The organism is Kitasatospora acidiphila, from assembly GCF_006636205.1.
GTDB lineage: Bacteria > Actinomycetota > Actinomycetes > Streptomycetales > Streptomycetaceae > Kitasatospora > Kitasatospora acidiphila.
Genome location: NZ_VIGB01000003.1, coordinates 7388343 through 7410013 on the forward strand (window position 1 = coordinate 7388343; position 21671 = coordinate 7410013).

Sequence of the window (21671 nt, forward strand, 5' to 3'; positions counted from 1 at the left end):
CCCGAACCATCCAGGCATTCCAGGAGGAGCAAGCCATGTCGGTACAGGTCAGCCAGGCCGTGCTGGACCACGGCGGAGCCGGTGCGGCGATCGAGCGCTGGACACTGAGCAGTGGTCAGATCGAGGTCTCAGTACTGTCGTTGGGCGCCACCCTGCACACCGTCCGGGTGCCGGACCGCACCGGCGCCCTCGCCCAGGTGCTGCTGTGCAGTGAGCGGCTGCAGGAGATCCTGGGCCCGGCCCGGCACTACGGCGCCACCGTCGGCCGGTACGCCAACCGGATCGCCGACAGCCGGATCACCCTGGACGGCGAGGAGCACAAGCTGCTGCCCACCGGCCACGGGGTCACCCTGCACGGCGGCCCTGAGGGCTTCGCGGACCGGCTGTGGACCGGCGAGCCGGTGACGGAGGGCGAGCGGGCCGGGGTGCGGCTGCGTCTGCACAGCCCGGACGGCGACCAGGGGTTCCCCGGTGCGCTGGACGTCGAGGTCAGCTACCTGCTCGACCCGAGTGGTGAACTCGCCATCGAGTACCGGGCGGTGACGACCCGTCCGACCGTGATCAATCTCACTAATCATGCCTATGTCAACCTGGCCGGCGAGGGCCGGGGCGACGTCCTGGACCACCTGCTGACCCTGGAGGCGGACCACTTCACCCCGACCGACGAGCGGCAGATCCCCACCGGCGAGTACCAGCCGGTGGCCGGCACGCCGTTCGACTTCCGCACCGCCCGGCCGATCGGCGAGCAGCTCTACGAGGAGCATCCGCAGCTGGCGATCGCGGGCGGCTACGACCACAACTGGGTTCTTCGTTCGCCGTCGAAGGATGGCCGTCCGGTAAGGGCCGCGCTGCTCGAAGACCCGCTCACCGGGCGGCGGTTGGAGGTGCTCACCACCGAGCCGGGGATCCAGGTCTACACCGCCAACAGCTTCGCCGGCGCGGTGACCGGCCCGAGCGGCACGGCCTACGGCCCGTACGCCGGCGTGGCCCTGGAGACCCAGCACCACCCCGACTCGCCGCACCACCCCGACTTCCCCAGCACCGAGCTCCGACCGGGGGAGGAGTTCCGCTCGGTGACCCTGCTGAGGTTCTCCTGCTGACGGGGGGCCGTTTGTTGTTGGGACACGCGGTATGACTAGTATCACTCCGTCAAAGTTCTTATCACAGACGGCGTGTAGCCCCCCGGGCGAGCCGTTCAGTCTCTAGGAGAACGCCCTGCGCGCGCGTAGAGCCTCCCGTGCCCGACGCCCTCGGCTGAGCCTACGCACAGCCCTGCTCGTCCTGGCCATCATTCCCAGCCTGGCGGTCGCCGCACTCTGGGCGGTGACATCACTTCAGACGCTGTCGGACTATCAGCGACAGGCAGCAGAAGAGGGGTTGGCGAGTAGGACAAGCCAGCCAGCCACCCAGGTGCTGTTCAACCTGCAGGCGGAGCGCCGACTCACCGCCGACCAACTGGCCAAGCCCGGCAGCTCGTCCGATGCGCTGGCCGCCCAGCGGCGGCTGACCGACGCGGCGATCCGGGACTTCCAGGCCAAAACCGCGTCGGCCAGTACGGACAACGTTCCGGCTGAGCTGCGCACCGCACTGCAGGCCGCCCGCTCGTCGCTGAACGACCTCGCGCAGCACCGGTCGGGGGTCGACGCGGGCAGCGCCGACCCGCAGGCCGAGTACAGCTACTACACCGCCGCGACCACCTCCGACCTGGAGCTGTTCACCGCGTTCAGCCACCTGGACGACGGCGACGTCTCCTACCAGAGCCGAGTGCTGGTGAGCTACTTCTGGGCCGTCGAGATGGTCTCCCGCGAGGATGCCCAGCTGGCCCGCGGCTGGCCCACCGGTCAGCTCCCCCAGGACACCTACTCGTCCATCCTGCTGCAGATCGGCGCCCAGGCCTTCGTCTTCCAGCAGGAGATCTCCCCCCGACTGCCCGCCAAGGAGGCCGCGGCCGCCCAGAAGCTGATCGTCAGCCCCGGCTGGCAGAGCAAGACGGCCATCGAGCAGAGCCTGCAGCGCCCGGTCACCGCGGACCGCAGTGGCATGGTGGGCCTGCCGGCGCAGGCCGAACAGTGGCGCGCCGCGATGGATTCGGTGGTGCCGCAGGCCTACGCCCTGGCGAGCACCCGCAGCGCCGCCGTGCGCGCCCTCGGCCAGCAGGACGTCGACAGCCTGCTCACCAAGGTGACCACCACCAGCCTCATCGGCCTGGCCGCCGTGGTCATCGTGGTCATCACCAGCTGGCGGCTGACCCGCTCGCTGCGCCGCCGGATCGTCGACCTGCAGCAGCAGGCGGGCGAGCTGGAGCGCACCCTGCCCGAGATGGTCGACCGGCTCGCCCGTGGCGAGCAGGTCGACCTGGAGGCGACCGCGCGGCAGATCGGCGGCGAGCCCCGGACCAGCGGCGGCGACGAGCTCGACAAGCTCGGCCAGGCCCTGACTCTGGCCAGCAACAGCGCGGTCGGCGCTGCCGTCCGGCAGGCCGACCAGCACCGCGGCTTCGAGAAGCTGCTGCAGCGCATCGCGCGCCGCACCCAGCTGCTGATCGGCCTCCAGCTGAAGACGCTCAACGAGATGGAGCGCCGCCACGAGGACCCGGAGGTGCTCGAAGGCCTCTTCGACCTCGACCACCTGACGGCCCGTCTGCGCCGATACGAGGAGAACCTGGTCATCCTCGGTGGCGGTCAGCCGCAGCGCCGCTGGCGCAAGCCGGTCCCGCTGCTGGACGTGCTGCGCTCCGCCCAGGGTGAGGTGCAGGACTACCGACGGATCATGATCGACGTCGAGGGCAACCCTTGGCTGTCGGAGCGCGCGGTCGGCCCGGTGGTCCACGTGCTCGCCGAGCTGATGGAGAACGCCGCCACCTTCTCCAAGCCGCCGTCCCCGGTCGAGGTGCGTGCCGCCCTGGTCGGCCGCGGCCTGGCGGTCGAGGTCGAGGACCGCGGCCTGGGCATGGAGGCCGCGCAGTACGACGCGGCCAACTCGCTGATGCGCAGCGCCCCGCGCATGGACGTGCTGGCCCAGGCCGACGACGTGCGACTCGGCCTCTACGTGGTCGCCCGGCTCGCCGCCACCGCCGGCCTGTCGGTGGAGTTCCGCCCCTCGGCCTTCGGCGGCACCCGCGCCGTGGTGCTGATCCCGGGTGAGCTGGTCGCCCAGAACCCCAACGCGCCCTACGGCTACCCGACCGCGGTGCCGGACCTCCCCGCGGAGCCGCTGCCGGTCCGCTCCGCCGCCGGCGAGTACACCGAGGAGGTCTACAACGAGTTCGAGGCCGATTTCAGCTCGACCGACTACCAGTCACCCGACGAGCAGCAGCCGCTCGACCACTGGACCGAGCCCTTGGAGCCCGTGCCCGCACCCCGCCCCTCCTGGGGCCACGCCGGTCCCGACCACGAGCGGACCGCGCCCGCCGAGCCCCCGCTGCCCCAGCGGTCCCGCGGGGCGAGCCTGGCAGCCGAACTGCGCACCGTGCCGACGAACGCCACCCCCGAGGAGGCGGCGCCGACGCGGAACCGGTCGGGTGCCACCATCGGAGCGTTCCAGCGCCGCTCGCGCGCGGCCCGCTTCGGTGAACCGACCGGCGAAGTCACGCCGTTCCCCAACCCGACGGCATACTCCAACCCGACGACCGAGGACCAGTCATGACGCGCACCACCGCCACCCATCAGGATCTGGACTGGCTGCTGGACGGGCTTGTCGACTCGGTGATCGGAACCAGACACGCGGTGCTGCTGTCCGACGACGGCCTCGTGGTCAGCAAGTCCCGCGGTATCGACCGGGCCGACGCCGAGCGGCTGGCCGCGGTGGCCACCGGGCAGCAGAGCCTGGCCCGCGGTGTCGGCACGCTGTTCGGCGGCGGTTCCGTGCACCAGGTGATCGTGGAGCTCGCCGAGCTGTGGCTGTTCATCACCGCGGCCGGCCAGGGCACCCACCTCGCGGTGATCGCCTCCCAGGAGGTGGACGCCGAAATGATGTCGCTGGCCATGCACACGCTGGTCCAGCAGGTAGGCCAGAAGCTCGGGACACAGCTGCGGGGGCAGTCGGATGAACGCGCACTGGAGCGAGGACGACTTCGAGTACGGTGACGACGGCGCGGACTCGATGGTCCGCCCGTACACCATCACGCGGGGTCGGACCATGCCCGAGCGCGACGACCTCACCCTGATCACCGTGCTCAGCACGGTGGCGTCCGCCATCGTGCCGGGCCGGCGGCTGCAGCCCGAGCACCGGCTGATCCTGGACCGCTGCCGCTACCCCGCGGCGGTGGCCGAGGTGGCGGCCGACCTCAACCTGCCGGTCTCGGTCACCAAGATCCTCTTAGGTGACCTGATCGCTCAAGGCCTGCTGACGGCGCGTCCCCCGTTGGCGGTCGCCAAGGTCAGCGGCGGCGTGGACCTCGCCCTGCTGACCGCCGTACGTGACGGACTGCGGAGACTGTGATGACGAACGATCAGGCGGCCCCGGCCGCCGTCAAGATCCTGATCGCGGGCGGCTTCGGGGTGGGCAAGACCACCCTGGTCGGCTCGGTCAGTGAGGTGACCCCGCTGCGCACCGAGGAGTACCTCACCAAGGCCAGCGTCGGGGTCGACTCGCTGGATGGGGTGGGCGGCAAGGACACCACCACCGTGGCGCTGGACTTCGGCCGCATCACGATCAGCCCCGAACTGGTGGTCTACCTGTTCGGCACCCCGGGCCAGGAGCGCTTCTGGTTCATGTGGAACGACCTCGTCCAGGGTGTGCTGGGCGGTGTGGTGATCGCCGACACCCGTCGGCTGGAGAGCAGCTTCGCCTCCATCGACTTCTACGAGAGTCGCGAGATCCCGTTCGTGGTGGCGATCAACTGCTTCGACGGCTTCAACACCCGTTCGGAGATCGAGATCCGCACCGCGCTGGACCTGGACCCGCACGTGCCGGTGCTGATCGGCGACGTGCGCACCCGGGCGTTCGCCCGTGATGTGCTGCTCGCCCTGGTCGACCACCTGATGTCGCCGGCGCTGGTCTGAGCCGCGCGACGCCGAACGGCTGCCCCGGCACCCCCTCGCGGGGGCGCCGGGGCAGCGGGCGTTTCGGCCCTTGCCGGGCTGACGGTCCGTCAGTTGTGTTGCCAGGCCACCGAGAAGTCGGTCGCGGAGCTCAGCGGCGAGGTGGTGGCCTTGGCCGGGCCGCCCTGGGTGGCCATGGCGATCCGGGCGGGGGAGAAGGTGCCGATGGCCTGGCCGTTGGCCGTGGCACCGCCGAACTGGACGGTGCCGAAGTCGGTCAACGGCAGCACGCCGGTGCTCGACGAGGGCGCCTCGGCGATCACCTCGGCGGAGGCAAGCCGGGCGCTGCGCAGCGTCTTGTGCACGGTGTGGCTCCAGTTCTTGGTCTGGTCGCTGAGGACCAGGGTGAACTGGCCGCCGGCGCCGGCCAGCACCGAGGCGGAGAGGTGGTCGCCGGGTGCCACCGGGTCGCTGAAGTCGACCGGGTAGGCGGGGTACATCTCGTACCAGGCGGCGTAGCGCGGGGAGCCGCCCGAGCAGTCCGCCATGGTGCCGGTCTGCTCCACCGTGCCGCTGCCGTCGCCGTCCAGGCCGGCCCAGAAGCTGGACCAGGTGTTGGTGGCGTCGCAGTTCGCCGCGGGCTGCACCCAGTTGGCGTGGACACTGGTGAACCGGTGCCCGGTGGCCGCGTATCCGGCCCAGTTGACGCTGGTGGCGTTCAGCGGATCGCCCTGCGGGTCGGTGGGTCCGGAGTCACTGAGGATCATCGGTGCGTCGAGCGCCGGCGACTGCGCGAGCACCGGGGCGGCGTAGCCGAGCAGGGCGGTCAGGGCGGCGGAGAACACCAGGGTGCGGCGGATGGCGGGCATGGCACGGCTCCAGAGGATTGGTTGACGATGCCCGGACAACGGTAGGTCAGCGAACCATCACACCTGATCTGACAGGTATGCAAATCCGCCTGATTTCACCCGATTGGTAGCGTCGGCTGACACGCCGTCGGCCCGCCCGCCGGAATCAGCGGGACGGGCCGATGGCGTGTGGGTCAGCCGCGCACGGTGCCGGTGACCTCGCCGAAGCCGATCCGGACGCCGTCCGCGCCCGGGGCGGTGGCGCTGATGGTGACCGTGTCGCCGTCCTGCAGGAAGGTCCGGGTGGAGCCGTCCGCCAGGGTGAGCGGGTCGCGGCCGTTCCAGCTCAGCTCGATCAGCGAGCCGCGCTGGTCGGCGGCGGCGCCGGAGATGGTGCCGGAGCCGTAGAGGTCGCCGGTGCGCAGCGAGGCGCCGTTCACCGTGGTGTGCGCCAGCATCTGGGCCGGCGACCAGTACATCCCGGCGTACGGCGGCCGGGAGACCACGCTGCCGTTGAGCTCCACCACCAGGTCGATGTCCAGCCCCCAGGGCTCCTTCTCGACCAGGTAGGGCAGCGGCTGCGGATCCTGCGCCGGGGTGGCGGTCCGGGCCGCCTGCAGGGCGGCCAGCGGCACCACCCACGGCGAGATCGAGGTGGCGAACGACTTGCCCAGGAACGGGCCGAGCGGCACGTACTCCCAGGACTGGATGTCGCGCGCGCTCCAGTCGTTGAGCAGCACCGCGCCGAACACGTGGTCGGCGAAGTCCGCCACGCCGACCGCTTCGCCGAGCGCCGAGCCGGCGCCGACCACGAAGCCGAGCTCGGCCTCGATGTCCAGGCGGGCCGAGGGCCGAAGACCGGCGCCGGGTCCTGCGGGCCCTTGCGCTGGCCGTTCGGGCGCCGGATCTCGGTGCCGGACACCACCACGGTGCCCGCCCGGCCGTGGTAGCCGACCGGCAGGTGCTTCCAGTTGGGCAGCAGCGCCGCGGCGTCCGGGCGGAACATCCGGCCCAGGTTGGTGGCGTGCTCCTCGGAGGCGTAGAAGTCGACGTAGTCGGCGACCTCGATCGGCAGCTGCAGCCGCACCTCGTCGATCCGGTAGAGGTTGGCCTCGACCAGCCGCCGCTCCTCCTCATCGGTGAGCAGCCCGGTGACCCGCTCGCGCACATAGGCCCACTCGCCGGGCCCGCGGCGCATGAACCGGTTGAGCGAACCGGTGGCCAGGTCGGCGCCCAGCGGGGTGCCGGCCCAGATCGCGGCGAGGTCGAGCACGTGCTCGCCGATCGCCACCCCGACCCTGGGGGTCTCGGCTCCCGGCGGGGTGAAGACGCCGTACGGCAGGTTCTGCACCGGGAAGGGGGAACCCTCGGGACCGGGATCCAGCTCTGCTTGCTCACTTGCTCACACCGTCCTGCGGGCCGCGCCCGCTCCAGCTCCACGCGTACACACCGTCATCGCTCGCCCGCCCGGCCTCGGCGACCTCCAGCGGGCGGAAGGTGTCCACCATCACCGCCAGCTCGTCGAAGAACTCGGCGCCGATCGACCGCTCATAGGCACCCGGCTGCGGGCCGTGGGTGTGGCCGCCCGGGTGCAGCGAGACCGAGCCCTGGCCGATGCCCGAGCCCTTGCGCGCCTCGTAGTCCCCGCCGCAGTAGAACATCACCTCGTCGCTGTCCACATTGGAGTGGTAGTACGGCACCGGGATCGACAGCGGGTGGTAGTCCACCTTGCGCGGCACGAAGTTGCAGATCACGAAGTTGTTGCCCTCGAAGACCTGGTGGGCCGGCGGCGGCTGGTGGATCCGGCCGGTGATCGGCTCGAAGTTCGCGATGTTGAAGGCGTACGGGTAGAGGCAGCCGTCCCAGCCGACCACGTCGAAGGGGTGGCTGGGCATCGTGAAGACGGTGCCCGCGATGCCGCCCGGGCCGTTGCCGCGGTGCTTCACATAGACGTCGGTGTCTCGACTGTCCCCCTCCTCGCCGACCAGCAGCGGCGCCGAGGGCCCGCGCAGGTCGCGCTCGCAGTACGGCGCGTGCTCCAGCAGCTGGCCGTACTTGGAGAGGTAGCGCCGGGCCGGGGTGATGTGGCTGTTGGCCTCGATCGCGTAGAGCCGCAGCGGCTGGTCGCCGCCGGGCAGCCAGCGGTGCGTGGTGGCCCGGGGGATGACCACGTAGTCGCCCTGGCCCACGGTGAGGCTGCCGAAGACGGTCTCCACCACCGCCTCGCCGGACTCCACGTAGACGCACTCGTCGCCTATGGCGTTGCGGTAGAGCGGGGACTCCTGCCCGCAGGCCACGTAGGCGATCCGGACATCGGCGTTGGCGAGCACCACCCGGCGGCCGCGCACCGCGTCGGTCTGCCGCCACTGCTCACCGGGGAACAGGTCGTGCAGCTTGAAGTGGTAGGGCTTCAGCGGGTGGTTGGCCTCCGCCTTGGCCTCCGGCAGTGCCCACACCCGGCTGTCCACCAGGGCGGACGGGATGGCGCGGTGGTAGAGCAGCGAGGAGTCGGAGAAGAAGCCCTCCTCGCCCATCAGCTCCTCGTAGTAGAGGCCGCCGGCCTCGTTGCGATGCTGGGTGTGCCTCTTCGGCGGCACCGTGCCGACGGTGCGGTAGTACGCCATGCTTCGCCTCCTGAGCGACTGACGCCCTGGACTGCACCGGCCAGGGCGGGCCCGCGCGTGGGGTGGCGTGGACCACTGCCATCCCATGGCCAGCGGCCCGACGGTGTCAAGGACCCCTGGCCAGGCATCTGCCCTCGTCAAGACGCGTGACGGCAACCCTTGGGACACGCGGATGTAACGATCCCCCGCTTCTTGCAGAAAATTGCTGCAAGAGCTTTCAGATCACCTTTCGGCGCTGTTACGTTCCTGCCCAAGCCCGATGGCGGCACCTGTGCGGTCGGCGTCGCGGGGCCAGTATCGTCCCCCTCTTCCCTAATCGGGCACCCACCCCCCACCGTTTCACCTAGGAGCTCTCATGCGGCGTGGCATCGCGGCCTCCGCTCTCGTTGCGGCCCTGGCCGTCACCCTCGCAGCCTGCGGCAGCAGCGGTTCGAGCGGCGGCTCGGCTCCGGCCGCCGGCGCGTCGGTCGACCCGAGCACGGTCAGCGGCAGCGTCACCTACTGGGACACCTCCGACGCCAAGGCCGAGGCCCCGACCTACCAGGCCGTGATCGCGGACTTCGAGAAGAAGTACCCGAACATCAAGGTCAACTACGTCAACGTGCCGTTCGGCGACGCCCAGAACAAGGTGAAGAACGCCTTCTCCACCGGCTCCGGCGCGCCCGACGTGATCCGCTCCGAGATCGCCTGGACCCCCGAGCTGGCGGCCGACCACTACCTGCTGCCGCTGGACGGCACCTCGGCCCTGGTCAGCGCCGACGACTTCCTGCCCAACCCGGTCGCCGCCACCAAGTACGACGGCAAGACCTACGCCGTGCCGCAGGTCACCGACACCATGGCGCTCTTCTACAACAAGAAGATGTTCGCCGCCGCGGGCATCGCCACCCCGCCCAAGAGCATCGACGAGCTGAAGACCGACAGCGCGCAGATCAAGCAGAAGCTCGGCAAGACCGGCTTCTACCTGCGCGGTGACGACCCCTACTGGAGCCTCTCCTTCCTCTACGGCGAGGGCGGCGACCTGGTGGACGCCAACTCCAAGACCGTCACCGTCGACAACGCGGCCGGCGTCAAGGCGTTCAGCACCATCAAGGACCTGGTCGACTCCGGCGCCGCCAAGACCTCGGTCACCGACGGCTGGGCCAACATGATGTCGGACTTCCAGTCCGGCAACGTCGCGATGATGATCAACGGCCCCTGGTCGCTGGCCACCATCAACAGCGGCGGCGGCGAGTTCACCGACAAGTCCAACCTCGGCATCGCCGTGGTCCCGGCCGGCAGCGTGACCCAGGCGGCCCCGCAGGGCGGCCAGTCCTACGCGATCTACGCGGGCAGCAAGAACACCGCCGCCTCCCAGGTCTTCGTCCAGTACATGGCCTCGCCCGAGGCGCAGGCCAAGATCTTCCAGGGCACCGGCGCGCTGCCGACCCGCAAGTCGGTCTGGGCCGAGCCGGCGATCGCCGACACCGACGAGGCGAAGTTCTTCAAGGACGCCATCGACAAGGCCCACCAGCGCCCGTGGATCCCCGAGGGCGGCACCCTGTTCGACCCGTTGAAGACCGAGTACACCGCGATGCTGTCCGGCAAGGAGAGCCCGCAGACCGCGGCCAAGAACACGGGCGACGCCTACCGCAAGAACCTCGGCTGGAAGTAAGGACGAGTCAGGGCATGGCTGCCGTGGACACCACCACAGGCCGGCCCGGTGCGCCGGCCGCGGGCGGGGACACCCCCGCCCGCGGCCCGCGGCGCGCCGCCGGCACCCCCGCCGGGCGACTGCGCCTGGCACTGAGCAAGCACTGGTACGCCTGGACGCTGGTGGCCCCGGTCGCCATCGTCATCGCGGTGATCGTCGGCTATCCGCTGGTGCAGGGGATCTACCTCTCCACCACCAACGCCAACGACCAGAACAGCGAGAAGCAGATCGGGCAGTTCCTGCACATCCCGGCCACCTACAAGAGCGTCGGGCTCGGCAACTACACCGACATCCTCTTCGGTGCGAACACCACCTTCTGGGCGCGGCTGGGCTGGACCGTCAGCTGGACGGTCGCCTGCGTGGGCATCTCGTTCCTGATCGGCCTGGCACTGGCGATCATGCTGAACCGCCAGGTCCGGTTCCGGGCGCTGTACCGCACGCTGCTCATCCTGCCCTGGGCGGTGCCGGCCTTCGTGTCCACGTTCAGCTGGCGGTTCATCATGAACCACGACCGCGGCTTCCTGAACCACGCCCTGCAGGCGCTGGGGCTGCCGGCGGTCGACTGGCTCAACGACCCGAGCATCGCTCAGATCTCGGTGATCATCGTCAACATCTGGCTGAGCTTCCCGTTCGTCATGGTCGCCGTGCTCGGCGGTCTGCAGTCGATCCCCGCCGAGCTCTACGAGGCGGCCGAGATGGACGGCGCCACGCCCTGGCAGAAGTTCTGGTACATCACGCTGCCGGCCCTGCGTCCCGTCAGCAGTACCGTGATCCTGCTCAGCACGATCTGGACCTTCAACATGTTCCCGGTGATCTTCCTGCTCACCAACGGCGGGCCGGGCGACAGCACCCAGCTGCTGGTCACCTACGCCTACAACAAGGCCTTCACCGGCATGCGGCAGTTCGGTGAGTCGTCCGCCTGGGGCGTGATCATCCTGTTGATCCTCGTGGTGTTCGCCGTGTTCTACCGGCGCTCGCTGCGCAAGCAAGGCGAGGTGTGGTGACCGTGGCCAAGAACAACGCGGTACAGGGCAGGAAGCGCTCCCTGGGAGCCTCCGCCGCCCTGCACGCCGGCCTGATCGCGGCCTCGGTGATCTCGGCCTTCCCGGTGCTGTGGATCTTCCTCACCTCGCTCAAGCCGGCCGGGCACGAGACCAGTTCGAAGTTCGTCGACCACCCCAGCTTCGCGGCCTACGGCGACCTGCTCAGCCACACCAAGTTCCTCACCTGGTTCGGCAACTCGGTGCTGGTCGCCGGCTGCACCACGGTGGTCGGCTGCTTCCTCGCCGCCACCACCGGCTACGCGGTCAGCCGGTTCCGGTTCCCCGGCATGCGGCCGGTGATGTGGACCCTGCTGATCACCCAGATGTTCCCGGTGGCGATCCTGATCGTGCCGCTCTACCAGCTGCTGGCCAAGCTGCAGTTGCTGAACCAGCCGACCGGCCTGATCCTCACCTACCTGACGATCGCGGTGCCGTTCAGCGCCTGGACCATGAAGGGCTACTTCGACACGATCCCCACCGAGATCGACGAAGCCGGCCGGATCGACGGCCTCAACCCCTTCGGCACCTTCTGGCGGCTGATCCTGCCGCTGGCCCGCCCGGGCCTGGCGGTCACGGCCTTCTACAGCTTCATCACCGCCTGGGGCGAAGTCGCCTACGCCACCCAGTTCATGACCGGGACGGACAAGATGACCCTCTCGGCCGGCATGCAGACGTTCGTCAACCAGTACAGCGAGAACTGGTCGATGATGTCCACGGCCTCGGTCCTGATCGCGATCCCCGCGGCCGTCGTCTTCCTCCTGGTCCAGCGTCACCTGGTGGCGGGTCAGACCGCCGGCTCCGTCAAGTAGCCACTTCCCAGCACCTCTACGTCCCCAAGGGATCTGCTCTCCATGACCCAGGCTTCCACGACCCGAAGCGCGGCCGACACCTCCCGGCCCGTCCTCGCCACCGCCGGCACCCCGGCAGCCGGCGAGCCCAGAGGCTGGTGGCGGGACGCGGTCATCTACCAGGTGTATCCGCGCAGTTTCGCCGACGCCAACGGCGACGGCATGGGCGACCTGCCCGGCATCCGCAGCCGTCTGCCGCACCTGCGCGACCTCGGAGTGGACGCGGTCTGGCTCTCCCCGTTCTACGCCTCGCCGCAGGCCGACGCCGGCTACGACGTGGCCGACTACCGCGCGGTGGACCCGATGTTCGGCACCCTGCTGGACGCGGACGCGCTGATCCGCGACGCCCACGCGCTGGGCCTGCGGATCATCGTGGACCTGGTCCCCAACCACTCCTCCGACCGGCACGAGTGGTTCCAGCGCGCGTTGCGCGAGGGCCCCGGCTCCCCGCTGCGGGACCGCTACCACTTCCGCCCCGGCCGCGGCACCGACGGCGAACTGCCGCCCAACGACTGGGAGTCCATATTCGGCGGCCCGGCCTGGACCCGCACCGAGAACCCGGACGGCACCCCGGGTCAGTGGTACCTGCACCTGTTCGCCCCCGAGCAGCCCGACTTCAACTGGGACAGCCCCGCGGTCGCCGACGAGTTCCGCTCGATCCTGCGGTTCTGGCTGGACATGGGCGTCGACGGCTTCCGGGTCGACGTCGCGCACGGCCTGGTCAAGGCCCCCGGCCTGCCCGACCTCGGCACCCACGACCAGCTCAAGCTGCTCGGCAACGACGTGATGCCGTTCTTCGACCAGGACGGCGTGCACGAGATCTACCGCGCCTGGCGGAAGATCCTCGACGAGTACCCGGGCGAGCGGATCCTGGTCGCCGAGGCCTGGACCCCCACCGTCGAGCGCACCGCCAACTACGTGCGCCCCGACGAGATGCACCAGGCCTTCAACTTCCAGTACCTGTCGACCTACTGGGACGCGGCCGGGCTGCGCGAGGTGATCGACGCCTCGCTGGACGCGATGCGCCCGGTCGGCGCGCCCACCACCTGGGTGCTCTCCAACCACGACGTCACCCGGCACGCCACCCGGTTCGGCAACCCGCCCGGCGGCACCCAGCTGCGCACCCCCGGCGACCGCGAACTGGGCCTGCGCCGGGCCCGCGCCGCCACCCTGCTGATGCTGGCGCTGCCCGGCTCCGCCTACCTCTACCAGGGTGAGGAGCTCGGCCTGCCGGACGTCACCGACCTGCCCGACGAGGTCCGCCAGGACCCCTCCTTCTTCCGCGCCAGCGGCCAGGACGGGTTCCGCGACGGCTGCCGGGTGCCGATCCCGTGGTCCGGTGACGCGGCGCCCTACGGCTTCGGGCCGGTGGCCCAGGGCCCGAGCTGGCTGCCGCAGCCCGCCGAGTGGGCCGCGTTGAGCGTCGAGGCGCAGACCGGCGACCCGAGCTCCACCCTGGAGCTCTACCGCAGCGCGCTGGCGATCCGCCGGCAGCGGCCGGAGCTGGGTGCGGGCGACCGGGTCCAGTGGCTGGACGCCCCGGCCGGGGTGCTGATGTTCCGTCGGGGCGACTTCGTCTGCACCGTCAACACCACAGGCCAGCCAGTGGAGTTGATGGTCCCGGGGACGCTGCTGCTGAGCTCCGTCGAGGACCGGCAGCCGGGTGTGCTGCCCGCGGACAGCACCAGCTGGTGGGCGGTGTGACATGGTTGCAATAGGCTCTGGGCTCGTGACTACGGCGCGACTCTCGGACATCGCGGCGCAGGCTGGGGTCAGTGAGGCCACCGTCAGCCGCGTCCTCAACGGCAAGGCGGGTGTCTCCGCGACCACCCGCCAGACCGTGCTGGCGGCTCTCGACGTGCTCGGCTACGAGCGGCCGACCCGGCTGCGCCAGCGCAGCGCCGGGCTGATCGGGCTGATCACCCCGGAGCTGAGCAACCCGATCTTCCCGGCACTGGCCCAGGTGATCGAGCAGGTGCTCAGCCGGCACGGCTACACCCCGGTGCTCTGCACCCAGACCCCCGGCGGGTCCACCGAGGACGAACTGGTCGAGATGCTGGTGGACCGCCAGGTCGCGGGCATCGTCTTCGTCTCCGGGCTGCACGCCGACACCACCGCCGACCACGACCGGTACGCCAAACTGACGGGCCGCCAGGTGCCGTTCGTGCTGATCAACGGCTACAGCGAGAAGATCGCCGCGCCGTTCATCTCGCCGGACGACCGGGCCGCGATGTGGATGGCGGTGCAGCACCTGGCCGAGCTCGGGCACGAGCGGATCGGCCTGGCGGTCGGGCAGCGCCGCTTCGTGCCGGTGCAGCGCAAGATCGAGGGCTTCACCGCCGCGATGCGGTCGGTGCTCGGGGTCGCCGCCGAGGAGGCCGAGCAGCTGGTGCACTCCACCCTGTTCAGCGTGGAGGGCGGGCACGCGGCCGCCGGCGCGCTGCTCGACCAGGGCTGCACCGCGATCGTCTGCGGCAGCGACATGATGGCGCTGGGCGCGATCCGGGCGGTGCGCCAGCGCGGGCTGAGCGTGCCGGGAGACGTCTCGGTGGTCGGCTTCGACGACTCGCCGCTGATCGCCTTCACCGAGCCGCCGCTCACCACCATCCGCCAGCCGGTGGAGGCGATGGCCACCGCCGCGGTGGACGCGCTCCTCGAGGAGGTCGGCGGCCAGTCCACCCAGCGGACCGAGTTCATGTTCCAGCCGGAGCTGGTGATGCGCGGCTCCACCGGAGCCCGGCCGCGATAAGAGTCCATCTCAGTGCCGCTCAGCGGGTGCCGCCGGCCCTTCGGGGTCGGCGGCACTTCGCGTTCCGCGGGCGGGCGGTCGGCCGCTCGGCCGGTCAGCTGGTCGGCCGGTCAGCCGCTCTCGGCGTCGCTGCGCCGCTCGTGGGTGAGCCGGCCGGCATCGTCGGCCTCCCCGGTGCGGGCCTCGGTCCGCCGGGAGCGCGCCAGATAGTCACGGACGATCAGTTCGACCGCGTCCTGCGGATTGCCGGCGCCGCTGAGCATCATCACGTCGATGGCCAGATCGGCGTCCAGGCTGACGGTCACCTTGGGCTTGGGCACGGGTTCTCCTCGGGTCTGCCGGAGCCCTCAGCATGCCGCGTGGCGCCGCGCCCTGCCAGGGCCCGACCGGGACGGCCGAGGGCCGCCCCACGTGCGGGAGGCGGCCCTCGGCTGCTTTCGGTGCGCGGCGGGTCGGGGCCCGCCGGCGGTGCGGCGGGTCAGACCCGGCCGGCGAAGTCCGGGGTGTAGTTCGAGATGGTCTCGTACTTCACGCCGGCGCTCGGGTTGGCGGCCTCCACGAACTTGCCGCCGCCCACGTACAGGCCCACGTGGTAGACGCCGGAGTCGCTGCCGTTGCTGGACCAGAAGAGCAGGTCGCCCGGCTGCAGGCTGGCCAGCGACACCCGGGTGGAGGCGGCGGCCTGGTCGGCGGCGATGCGCGGGATGGAGACGCCGGCCTGGGCCATCGCGGCCTGGGTCAGGCCGGAGCAGTCCCAACCGCCGTTGCTGCTGCCGCCCCAGACGTAGGCCTGGCCGACCTTGGACTCCGCGAAGCTGACCGCGGCGGCGAAGGCACCGGTGGCGCTCTGGGTGCTGGTGGAGCTGCTCTGCAGGCTGGTGGTGCGGGCCGGGAGCGAGGCCGGGGCCGGGGTGGCGGCGTCCGAGGAGTCGTCAGCGTTCTTGGCGGGCGCCGCGGGGGTGGCCACGGCGACCGTGCCGAGGTCGAGCTTCTCGCCCGGGTAGATCCAGTTCGGGCCCTGGGTCAGCACCGACTTGTTGAGGTCGTAGAGCTTCTGCCAGCCGCCGTCCACGTTGTGCTTCTGGGCGATGGTGGACAGCCAGTCGCCGGGCACCACGGTGTAGGTCTCGCGGTCGGCGTGCTGCGCCGGGGCGGCCTTCGGCGCCGGAGCCTGCTGCTGCGCCGGGGCGGCGGGGGCAGCCGGGGCGGCGGGGGTCGGCGCCGGGGTGCTGCTGGTGCTGCCGGCGCCGGTGTCGACCTGCGCCGGGGCGCCGCCGGCGGTCAGGCCCGCCTGGATGGAGCAGACCGGCCAGGCGCCGGGGCCCTGGTCGGCGAGCACCTTCTCGGCGACGGCGATCTGCTGGTCCTTGGTGGCCAGGTTGGCCTGCGGGGCGTACTGGGTGCCGCCGTAGGCCGCCCAGGTGGAGGAGGTGAACTGCAGGCCGCCGTAGAAGCCGTTGCCGGTGTTGATGCTCCAGTTGTTGGTGCTCTCGCAGGCGGCGACCTTGTCCCACACCGAGACCGGCGCGGCGGAGGCGGTGGTGGCGGTGATGCACGGCAGGGCCAGGCCCAGGCCGAGCAGGCCGGTGGCGGCAATCGCGCGCTTGGCGTTGCGGGGACGGTTCGTGCCAGTCGTGGGCAGCATGAAGACGCGTTCCTCTCCTACGCCTACGAGGTGAGCTGTCGGATTCGGGCTGGAGTTGCCCGGCCGTGCGTGCACGGCTTCACCCCAAGCCCCGGTCTCCCGGGGCGGCTTACCTGGGTCCCCCGCTCCTGCCGTGGTTGCGTTTTCGCGCCGCCAGCAGGGTCGGTGGCAGGACTCGGCGTCCGGTCTGCTGGGTCCGTGTGACCACGAACGGGGAGCACGTTAGACAGACATAAGAAGGAATCGCAAACAGCTGTGAGTGACATCACACAGTATTCACTTGACCTTCAAGATCGCGATGTGCCGGTAGCTGATGGAGTGTTGGGTCGGGAACCGGCAACTGGGTTGTTCGCCAGCGAAGTTGCCGCTCTTTCAGGCTGATGGGCCGTTCAAAATCCGAGGCCCTCGCAGGAGGCTTTCCCGGCAACTTCCAAGGGACTTGAAGGTGCTCTGACAGGTACTCGTTACCAATTCGAGACCGGCGGCCTGACGGGGTGCTAGAAGGGTCAAAACGGACAGATACGGGCAGATTGACGAACCTTGTGAAGGCATGCCCACGAACTGAGCCCCTGCCAGTGGGGCCGGCGGGTGTCGGCGGGTGTCCGGGCATGCGAAAGGCCCCGTCCGCGTCCCAGGGGGACGTGAACGGGGCCAGCCGGACTGCGGGGGCTCAGGCCTCCTCAGAAGCCTCTCCAGCGGGCTGTGCGGGGAGCTGCGGGCCCTCCGTGACCGGGTCGGGCTCGGCGGGCTCGGGCAGCGCGGCCAGGTACACCGAGGCGATCAGCTGACCGACCGTCGGGTAGGCGCCGATCGGCGCGGCGCTCGGGCAGCCGGTCTCCTCGGCGGCGGCCAGCAGCGCCTCGCCGCTCACCTCGGGGCCGATCACCAGCGGGGCCAGGGCGGGCCGCTGCGAGCCGGTGGCCCGCAGGTGCTCGACGGCGCCGGCCACCGAGCCGGGCACGTCCAGGGCGGCGGCCACCACCGGCACCGCCAGCCGGGCCGCGAGCAGCACGCCGGTGACGCCGGCCGCCGCGGCGGCCTCCTCGCCGCCCACGGTGGTCAGCACCACGCCGTCGGCGGCCGTGGCGATGGCGAACAGGCGGGCGCGGTCGGCGCGGGCCAGGCCGGCCTCGGAGAGCCGCACGTGCACCGCCTCGGCCAGCAGCGGGTGCGGGCCGAGCGGCTCGGTCACCTGCGCCCCGGTCTCGGCGGCGAGCTGGTGCAGCCCGGCCAGGAAGTCATGCGGTCCGGTGACCAGCGGCACCAGCACCGGGGCGGGCAGGCCCAGCTCGGCGGCCCGGGCCACCAGGTCGGCCACGGTGGGGGCGGCGTGGCCCGGCTGTGCCTGGGGAGCGTCCTGCTCGTCTCGCTCCTGCTGGGCCGCCGGCTCGGCGGCCGTGGTCGGCAGCCAGCCGGCCAGCATTTCGATGCCGGGCTGTTCGCCGCGGATCACCGAGATCAGCTCGTCGACCACCGCCACCGCCTCGGGCGTCGCCTCGGCCGGCACCGCGAGGACCAGCGGCGCCGCGCCGACCGGGACCTCGGGGCGCTCGGGACGGCGGTGGCGCCCCCGTGCTCGGGAGCCTGGCGTGCGGACGGGCAGTTGTGCGCCCGGGATGGCTGCAGTGCTCATGGCGCAGAATCGTAGGACATACGCGTGATCAGTCCGCATCGGGCTGCCGGTCGATTGCCCGCCGTCCGGCTCCGCTCCGCCGATGGCCAGGCCCGGCGTCCGGAAAACCGGCCTCTCGTTCCATTGATGTGACGGAGTGTGAGGGTTCGGATGCGAACTCGACCGTGGAATGGGCCTGTCAATGGCCGAACCGGTCAGAGGGTCGTGGACGTCCCCTGACACGGGGTGACGATCGAAGAGCTGAATCACCCTCAAATGTCCAGTTCTGTCTGGCGGATTGTGTCGGTTTGGCGAGGGTTTGTCACATCAAGTTCCTGACGGTGCACGCGCAAAATCGCATGCCGATGCACGTGCATTAGCGTTATCATCACGACAAGTAAGGCATTCGCCCTGCCCGTACGAGCCGGAGGCGGCCGGCGGCCGGAGCGGTCGGGCGCCGAGCGCTATGAGCACTCCAGCTCTTGGGAGAATTCGATGCACCACACGTACAACGGCATGCCCGCGGCAGACCTCGAAGGCGTGGTCTGGCAGAAGAGTCGCCACAGCAACTCCAAGGGCAACTGCGTGGAGCTGGCGGCCCTCGATGGTGGCGCCGTCGCCATGCGCAACTCGCGCTTCCCGGACGGCCCGGCCCTCATCTACACCCGGGACGAGATCGAGGCGCTGCTGCTGGGTGTCAAGGACGGGGAGTTCGACCACCTGGTCGCCTGATCCCCGAGCCACCGTCAGGCCGCTTGCCGGGCCTGCCGATCGGACTGGGCGCCGCCGCGGCACAGGGGAGTCTGCGGCGGCGTTTCGCATGTCCTCGGCGCCCCTTGTCGGTTGGACCCCCGGGTTGGCTGCGCAGTTCGGCCGCGCGGTTCGGCTGCTCGCTCCGGCAACCGCAGGCTGGACCCGCGGGTCGGCCCCGGGAACGCGAAACGCCGCGCGACGGCGCGGCGTTCGGTCGGGCGGATGGGCCCGTCAGGCTGAGCGGCGGTGACGTCCGATCGACGCGGCGTCAACTGCCGCGGAGGACAGCGAAGTCGGTGCCCCTCGGCCTGGAAAACGGCCCAGACCACCTTGCCGGTCCCGGAGGCCAGCGGGTGCCAGCCCCAGGAGCGGCTGAACGAATCGACCAGGTGCAGCCCCCGGCCCGACTCGGCCACGAAGTCGGCCTCCCGGGTGACCGGCCCCTGGCAGCTCGGATCGCTGACGGCGCAGACCAGTTGGTCCCCCCGGTGGACCAGGCTGATCCGGATCGGCAGCCGGCCGTCGACCGGGCCCGGCTGGATCGGGAACGGCTGCCGGCCCGGCAGGTCCGCCGCGGTCGGCTGGCCGATCGCGTGCCGCAGCGCGTTGGTGACCAACTCCGAGGCGACCAGGGCGACATCGTCGAACATGTCGCCAAGGCCCCAGCGCTGCAGGGAGGTTCTGGTGAAGTCGCGGGCGGTCTTCACCGCGTCATAGCGAGGGGGGAGCGTGCAGGTGACCACGTCAGGGTCGATGGCAAGCGCCGTACCGGTGCCCATGAAGAGCTCCTCCCATAAGGGGGCGGACACGGCTGGACCCGGCGGGGTCATGCCGGTCACCTCCGACTCGCTCGGCCGCTTCGCCATCGCCTCGACCGGATGCATGGGGTCGACGACGAAGCCCGCGGGACTGTCACAGGGGGCGTGCAACTGCACGTGCACCATCGTGCTCTGTGCTCACGGCGGATGCAAGAGTCGATTCACGTGCAGTCGCACTATTGGCATATGCAGACGCCGGATGCACGTGCATCCGTACGTGCTGATGGATGTGCCGATGGACGTGCCGATGCAAAATTGGTAGATCCTTGTACTGGTACAGGCACTGTGAGCGGCCGGATGATGGCAGACTGTGCGCTGATTTCCTGAGTCGGAGGTTCCAACGGCATGACCACAGTGCAGCCCGGCGGCGGTTCGATGGTGCGCCGGATCCTCCTGGGCTCCCAGCTGCGCAGGCTGCGGGAGGCCCGCGGCGTCACCCGCGAGGACGCCGGCTATGCCATCCGCGCCTCGGAGTCGAAGATCAGCCGGATGGAACTCGGGCGGGTCAGCTTCAAGGAGCGCGACGTCGCCGACCTGCTGACCCTCTACGGCGTGACCGACGGCGAGGAGCGCGAGTCGCTGCTCGGCCTGGTCCGCGAGGCGAACAAGTCCGGCTGGTGGCACAGTTTCAGCGATGTGCTGCCGGGCTGGTTCCAGACCTACGTGGGCCTGGAGGAGGCCGCCTAGCTGATCCGCACCTACGAGGTGCAGTTCATCCCCGGCCTGCTGCAGTCCGAGACCTACGCCCGCGCCGTCTTCACCCAGAGCAGCCCGGCGCTCAGCGAGGAGGAGGTCGAGCGCCTGGTCGGCCTGCGGCTGCGCCGCCAGAAGCTGCTGGCGGAGGGTCAGGGCCCGCGGCTGTGGGCGGTGATCGACGAGGCGGCGCTGCGCCGGCCGGTCGGCGGGCCGAAGGTGATGCGCGGCCAGCTCCAGTACCTGATCGACATCGCAGAGCAGCCCAACGTGGTGATCCAGGTGATGCCGTTCCGGTTCGGGGCGCACGCCGGGGAGAGCGGCGCCTTCAGCATCCTGCGCTTCCCCGAGCAGGACCTCGCCGACGTGGTCTACCTGGAGCAGCTGACCAGCGCGCTCTACCTGGACAAGCGGGACGACGTGGACGCCTACGTGCAGGTGATGGAACGGCTCTGCGTGGACAGCCTCACCCCGGAGAAGACCACCGACCTGCTGACCTCGATCCTGGCCGAGAGCTGACCCGGCGACCCGGTCAGCCGGAGGCCAGGTGCGCCCAGTCCGGCCGACCGGGACTGCCGCCCTCCGGTGGTCGCCCCAACTCCCAGGGCAGGCCGTAGCGGGCGAACAGGTCGGCCCGGATCGGCGGCAGCGGGGTCTGCGCGCCGGGAAGCAGCACGCCGATGCAACCGCCCATCAACGCGCTGCGCAGCACCGCGTGTTCGGCGGCCGGATCGGGCGCGCCCCAGCCCGCCAGCACCTCCCGCAGGATCGCGCCGAGCTGCTGCTGCTCCGGGTCCTGGACGAAGCCGCCGATGTCCGGGTCGAGGATCAGCGCCAGGTGCGAGCGCATCACCCGGGGTGGTCCAGTGCGGTGTGCAGGATCTGGTCGATCGCCGCGGCCAGCCGCTGCGGTGGTGAGGCGTCCGGCGGCAGTTCGGCGAGTGCGGCGGCCAGCTCCAGGTGCATCAGCCGGTGGGTGGCGGACTGCATCAGCAGTCGTTTGCCGTCGAAGTAGTAGGAGACCAGTCCGCGGGCGAGCCCGGCGCGTTCGGCGATGTCGGCAAGTGTGGTGGCGGCGTATCCGCGCTGGTCCACCAGTTCCACCGTGGCGCGCATCAGCCGGCGCCGGGAGCGCAGTCGCATCTCCTCGTTGACCGATTCCCCGCGAGGTGCCATCGTGTCAGCTCCGTACGTTGGTTGGCTCTGGGTCAATTTACGCTGACCGAGAGTGGCCGACCTGCACCCGAGGCGATGGCTGGTGCGGGTCCGTACGGGGCCGGTGTCGGTCTCACCAGAACGGGGGACTGGTGAGACCGACACCCACCGAACGGCGCGGTGGCGCCGGTTCGGTGGGTGTCGACCTCGG

The 21671-nt window shown here is 70.7% G+C and carries 19 protein-coding genes, 2 pseudogenes and 1 riboswitch; of the genes and pseudogenes, 12 read left to right on the forward strand and 9 right to left on the reverse strand.

The genetic code is table 11. The features are described 5' to 3' along the window. Positions 1-35 precede the first annotated feature (35 nt). From E6W39_RS34905 to E6W39_RS34925, 5 genes are all read left to right on the forward strand, one after another. Positions 36-1100 carry an aldose epimerase family protein gene (locus E6W39_RS34905; RefSeq protein WP_141636871.1) on the forward strand — a complete coding sequence of 355 codons (1065 nt, stop codon included), beginning with the start codon at positions 36-38 and terminating at the stop codon, positions 1098-1100. Positions 1101-1377: 277 nt separating this feature from the next. After that, positions 1378-3645, forward strand: a complete 2268-nt coding sequence (locus tag E6W39_RS34910) for a sensor histidine kinase (protein WP_220140308.1) — start codon at positions 1378-1380, stop codon at positions 3643-3645. After that, positions 3642-4085: a roadblock/LC7 domain-containing protein gene (locus E6W39_RS34915; RefSeq protein WP_141636873.1), complete on the forward strand. Its 444-nt coding sequence runs from the start codon at positions 3642-3644 to the stop codon at positions 4083-4085. The genes E6W39_RS34910 and E6W39_RS34915 overlap by 4 nt, the downstream gene beginning before the upstream one ends. After that, entirely contained in the window at positions 4045-4440 is a 396-nt protein-coding gene (locus E6W39_RS34920) for a DUF742 domain-containing protein (protein WP_141636874.1), read from the forward strand. The genes E6W39_RS34915 and E6W39_RS34920 overlap by 41 nt, the downstream gene beginning before the upstream one ends. Next, on the forward strand, positions 4440-5003 hold the full coding sequence (locus tag E6W39_RS34925) for a GTP-binding protein (RefSeq protein ID WP_141636875.1): 564 nt from the start codon (positions 4440-4442) through the stop codon (positions 5001-5003). The genes E6W39_RS34920 and E6W39_RS34925 overlap by 1 nt, the downstream gene beginning before the upstream one ends. Positions 5004-5092: 89 nt before the next feature. Here E6W39_RS34925 and E6W39_RS34930 read toward each other — a convergent pair whose 3' ends face one another. The 3 genes and pseudogenes from E6W39_RS34930 to E6W39_RS34940 all read right to left on the reverse strand — a co-directional run bounded on the left by E6W39_RS34930 (position 5093) and on the right by E6W39_RS34940 (position 8454). Then, on the reverse strand, positions 5093-5851 hold the full coding sequence (locus E6W39_RS34930; protein WP_220140309.1) for a G1 family glutamic endopeptidase: 759 nt from the start codon (positions 5849-5851) through the stop codon (positions 5093-5095). Positions 5852-6024: 173 nt separating this feature from the next. Then, positions 6025-7214, reverse strand: a pseudogene (gene fahA / locus E6W39_RS34935) (fumarylacetoacetase). 10 nt (positions 7215-7224) lie between these two features. Further along, positions 7225-8454 carry a homogentisate 1,2-dioxygenase gene (locus tag E6W39_RS34940; protein ID WP_141636876.1) on the reverse strand — a complete coding sequence of 410 codons (1230 nt, stop codon included), beginning with the start codon at positions 8452-8454 and terminating at the stop codon, positions 7225-7227. A gap of 355 nt (positions 8455-8809) precedes the next feature. Between E6W39_RS34940 and E6W39_RS34945 the strand changes: the two genes are divergently transcribed. Genes E6W39_RS34945 through E6W39_RS34965 form a run of 5 tightly spaced genes read left to right on the forward strand, consistent with a single transcriptional unit; the run spans position 8810 to position 14784 of the window. Continuing rightward, on the forward strand, positions 8810-10105 hold the full coding sequence (locus tag E6W39_RS34945) for an extracellular solute-binding protein (RefSeq protein WP_141636877.1): 1296 nt from the start codon (positions 8810-8812) through the stop codon (positions 10103-10105). 14 nt (positions 10106-10119) lie between these two features. Next, positions 10120-11148, forward strand: a complete 1029-nt coding sequence (locus E6W39_RS34950) for a carbohydrate ABC transporter permease (protein WP_141636878.1) — start codon at positions 10120-10122, stop codon at positions 11146-11148. Then, positions 11145-11996, forward strand: coding sequence for a sugar ABC transporter permease (locus E6W39_RS34955; protein WP_228718528.1), 852 nt, complete (start codon positions 11145-11147; stop codon positions 11994-11996). Before E6W39_RS34950 ends, E6W39_RS34955 begins: the two co-directional genes overlap by 4 nt. Before the next feature lie 42 nt (positions 11997-12038). After that, complete coding sequence (locus tag E6W39_RS34960; RefSeq protein WP_141636880.1) at positions 12039-13739, forward strand: glycoside hydrolase family 13 protein; 1701 nt, start codon at positions 12039-12041, stop codon at positions 13737-13739. 1 nt (position 13740) lies between these two features. Continuing rightward, on the forward strand, positions 13741-14784 hold the full coding sequence (locus E6W39_RS34965; RefSeq protein WP_101379178.1) for a LacI family DNA-binding transcriptional regulator: 1044 nt from the start codon (positions 13741-13743) through the stop codon (positions 14782-14784). A gap of 110 nt (positions 14785-14894) precedes the next feature. On the opposite strand, the gene E6W39_RS34970 is transcribed toward E6W39_RS34965, so the two are convergent. The 3 genes from E6W39_RS34970 to E6W39_RS34980 form a co-directional block, all read right to left on the reverse strand. Next, positions 14895-15104, reverse strand: a complete 210-nt coding sequence (locus E6W39_RS34970) for a hypothetical protein (RefSeq protein WP_141636881.1) — start codon at positions 15102-15104, stop codon at positions 14895-14897. 158 nt (positions 15105-15262) lie between these two features. Then, positions 15263-16429, reverse strand: a complete 1167-nt coding sequence (locus E6W39_RS34975; protein ID WP_141636882.1) for a transglycosylase family protein — start codon at positions 16427-16429, stop codon at positions 15263-15265. Positions 16430-16436: 7 nt separating this feature from the next. Next, positions 16437-16581, reverse strand: a riboswitch (cyclic di-AMP (ydaO/yuaA leader). A 518-nt stretch (positions 16582-17099) separates the two neighbouring features. Next, on the reverse strand, positions 17100-18062 hold the full coding sequence (locus E6W39_RS34980; RefSeq protein ID WP_228718530.1) for a hypothetical protein: 963 nt from the start codon (positions 18060-18062) through the stop codon (positions 17100-17102). A 474-nt stretch (positions 18063-18536) separates the two neighbouring features. Here E6W39_RS34980 and E6W39_RS34985 point away from each other — a divergent pair, with 474 nt between their 5' ends. Beyond that, the gene (locus E6W39_RS34985; RefSeq protein WP_101379175.1) at positions 18537-18773 is read left to right on the forward strand and encodes a DUF397 domain-containing protein; all 237 of its coding nucleotides are present in this window, start codon (positions 18537-18539) and stop codon (positions 18771-18773) included. Between the two features lie 14 nt (positions 18774-18787). Here the strand turns inward: E6W39_RS34985 and E6W39_RS43790 are convergent, their stop codons facing one another. Beyond that, positions 18788-19729, reverse strand: a complete 942-nt coding sequence (locus E6W39_RS43790) for an ATP-binding protein (RefSeq protein ID WP_323809128.1) — start codon at positions 19727-19729, stop codon at positions 18788-18790. Between the two features lie 258 nt (positions 19730-19987). Here E6W39_RS43790 and E6W39_RS34995 point away from each other — a divergent pair. Then, positions 19988-20824 (forward strand): annotated as a pseudogene (locus E6W39_RS34995) (helix-turn-helix domain-containing protein). Between the two features lie 13 nt (positions 20825-20837). Here the strand turns inward: E6W39_RS34995 and E6W39_RS44355 are convergent. Both E6W39_RS44355 and E6W39_RS44360 read right to left on the reverse strand, forming a co-directional pair. Further along, positions 20838-21155: a hypothetical protein gene (locus E6W39_RS44355; protein ID WP_407658551.1), complete on the reverse strand. Its 318-nt coding sequence runs from the start codon at positions 21153-21155 to the stop codon at positions 20838-20840. After that, a complete protein-coding gene (locus tag E6W39_RS44360; protein ID WP_407658552.1) occupies positions 21155-21481 on the reverse strand; it encodes a TetR/AcrR family transcriptional regulator in 327 nt (108 codons plus the stop codon). The genes E6W39_RS44355 and E6W39_RS44360 overlap by 1 nt, the downstream gene beginning before the upstream one ends. Positions 21482-21671: the final 190 nt, after the last annotated feature.